The sequence below is a fragment of the Psychrobacillus sp. genome (assembly GCF_056205495.1).
In genome coordinates this window covers 1-3,045 of sequence record NZ_JBAEAP010000097.1, presented here as the reverse complement: position 1 = coordinate 3,045, position 3,045 = coordinate 1, and the positions used below count along the sequence as shown (strand labels likewise).

Sequence of the window (3,045 nt, the reverse complement as noted above, 5' to 3'; positions counted from 1 at the left end):
TATATAAATACAATTGAAATGGTGAAAAAAGCAGTGCATGATAACTTCGGGGTTGAGTTAGAACTAGAAGTTAAAATAGTTGGGGAAAATAGTAAATAATATAAATCTAGTCCTATGAATATACATTATTCATGGGGCTTTTTTTATCTTCAAGTATCAGGCTCTATTCCAAGAAATTTAAAATGATGGGCAGGGGTTTACCTTGTTTTGTCGAATTATGACATAGAAATACAAAGGGGGTAATTATTTGAAGAAAGGCAGGAAGGTACTTCTTTGGATATTAGGAATACTAGTGGCTATTGTAATTGTGGTTGTAGTAGGCTTAAATGTTTTTTTGTCTAACACTAAGCCTATTATTCGAGGAGAGCTGGCAGTAAAAGTATTGAATGAAGACGTTCAGGTTGTACGGGATCAGGATGGGGTTCCTCATATTAAAGCTCAGAGTGATGAAGATCTTTATCGTGCTCAAGGATTTGTGCAAGCACAGGATCGTTTATTTCAGATGGATTTAGCTAGGAGGCAGGCGAGCGGCCAACTAGCAGAGGTAGTTGGTAAAGGGGCATTAGATACAGATAAATTCTTTTTAACCTTTAGCCTTCGAGATGCAGCTGAGAAATCCTACGCCGGCTATAGTGACGAAGCAAAGCAGGTTTTGAAGTGGTATACAGAAGGGGTAAATGAATTCATTGATTATGCTATAGAAGAGGGAAAGCTCAGTTATGAATTTAAACTATTAGGCTATGAACCTAGAGAGTGGTCTCCAATTGACTCTTTGGCTGTCGGTAAATTTATGGCATATGATTTAGGTGGAAATTGGTCAAGCCTAGCACTTCGCCATTGGGCAATTAATGAGTTTGAGCAAGAAAAGGCGGAAGAACTATTTATCACTTATCCAGAGGATGCACCTTCTATTATTGAGGCGAATTTAAGTAATCCAGTTGCTGTTAGTGGCAGATTTGATGCGGCTATACTGCCGAATGAATTTAATGGAAGTAATAACTGGGTTGTTAGTGGAGAAAAGACTGCTAGTGGAATGCCGCTTCTGGCAGATGATCCACATTTGGGTTTAAGCACCCCGTCGATTTGGTATCAAATGCATTTAGAGTCACCGAGTCAAAATGTAAGTGGTGTAATATTCGCCGGAATACCTGGTATTATTTTAGGACATAACGAAGAAGTGGCATGGGGAGTAACAAATGTTGGGCCCGATGTACAGGACTTATATATTGAAACACCAAACCCAGATGATCGCACGAAATTTATGTATGAGGGTAAATGGGAACAGGCAGCTATTCGTAAAACGAATATCAAAGTAAAGGGAGAAGAGGACGTGCCATTTGAGGTGTTGGTGACACGCCATGGACCAATTATTTCTGATGTGCTTTTCAAGGAAGAGGATCCTTCTGCATTATTTTCTATGCAGTGGACAGCGTTAGAGCCTACTTTAGAATTACAGGCTATATTAAAAATGAATAAGTCCTCTAATTGGGAGGAGTTTGAGAGTGCTTTAGAGGACTTTCATGCTCCAGCACAAAACTTTGTATTTGCCGCAAAGGATGGGACAATCGCTTATAAAGCTAATGGTAGGATACCGGTCCGTAAAACAGGTGATGGACAGCTTCCGGTTCCGGGCGATTCTAACGAATTTGGCTGGACTGGTTATGTACCTTATACAGAACTTCCTAAGGTTGTTAATCCTGAAGAAGGTTTTATTGCAACAGCAAATAATGAGGTTGTCGATGAGTCCTATTTATACCATATAACTGATTTTTGGGCGCAATCTTACCGTTACGAAAGAATTGCTGAAGTGTTGGCAAGTAAAAGTGAGTTAACTAAGGAAGATATGATGACACTACAGATGGATCAAAAAAATTTATATGCGCGTGAATTTTTAGCTTCCATGGTAGAGTCGGTAGAAAAGCAAGATAGCGAAGATAAATATAATGAAGTTCTAAATGTGTTAAAGAAATGGGATCATGTTGATGATAAAAATCAGTCAGCACCATTAGTTTTTCATAAATGGATGAAGCAGCTTCCAAAAACAATGTTTAAGGAGCAAATGCCTGAGGACGTTTATGCCATGTTACCTGGAAAGGGCAATATTTCAGATCAATTATTACGGAAAGGGTATAAAAGCGAAGCAAGTGCTTGGTTAGAGGAGTACGGTGGAGTAGATAAGTGGGTCTTCGATTCGTTTACAATTGCCCTAAAAGAAATTGAAGAGGATTTTGGGAAAAACGAGGCCAAATGGAAATGGGGAGACTATCATCAATTAACGTTTGATCATCCAATTTCAGGCGCCTCTCCTATACTTGGTTACTTTTTAAACCCTGAACCAGTACCGATAGGTGGATCTAATATTACCGTTCAAGCAGCAGGTTATAAAGAAGACGGAAGCGTGAATCACGGTGCATCCTGGAGATTTGTAGCTGATTTAGCTGATCTTTCAAAGGCCTATCACATTGTGGGACCGGGGCAAAGTGGACACATTAAATCAGAGTGGTACCATAGCCAGGTAAGAGATTGGGCGAATGGTGATTATCACACTACGGTGATTAATGGCGACATAAAGGACGGCTTTGAATTAATATTAAAGGCAGATTAAAGAAATGAAGTAAGATCGTCGTAAAATGAAATCTAGTAATTTTATTAAGGGTTTGGAAACTCGGGCGTATGTGGTTATCCAGACAATTAGAAGGCACTTTTGTTCAATTTGAACAAAAAGTGCCTTTTTGGTTGTTTAGGAAACTATAAAGTTCTAAACCTGTGGATAAATTGATGTCTAGCTCCCCCGCCTTGCCCCTCGGGGTCAAATGGATAAAAGCTGTGGTGGCTGAAGAGCTGCCTCCTCGCTTTTCCCCATTTGCCTGTCGGGGCAGACATAGGCGCTTGCGCTTTTCTTGTTTTGTGCAAGTAGCCTGTTAATACACCATCTTGCTAAAGTTCACAAAATTCTTTTCTGTTGTTATACTATTTCAGGTTGAATAAAAGAATTTACATGAAAGAGGAATAGTAATGACTACTACGACAAATAATAGAGTTCAT

At 39.4% G+C, this 3,045-nt stretch carries 1 protein-coding gene and 1 pseudogene; both read left to right on the top strand.

The window, feature by feature from the left end; genetic code table 11:
• A pseudogene (gene murB / locus AC06OU_RS03000) lies at positions 1-99 on the top strand (UDP-N-acetylmuramate dehydrogenase); the annotation flags it as partial.
• A gap of 148 nt (positions 100-247) precedes the next feature.
• Positions 248-2,605 carry a penicillin acylase family protein gene (locus AC06OU_RS02995; RefSeq protein ID WP_475853880.1) on the top strand — a complete coding sequence of 786 codons (2,358 nt, stop codon included), beginning with the start codon at positions 248-250 and terminating at the stop codon, positions 2,603-2,605.
• The last annotated feature ends 440 nt before the right edge of the window (positions 2,606-3,045 follow it).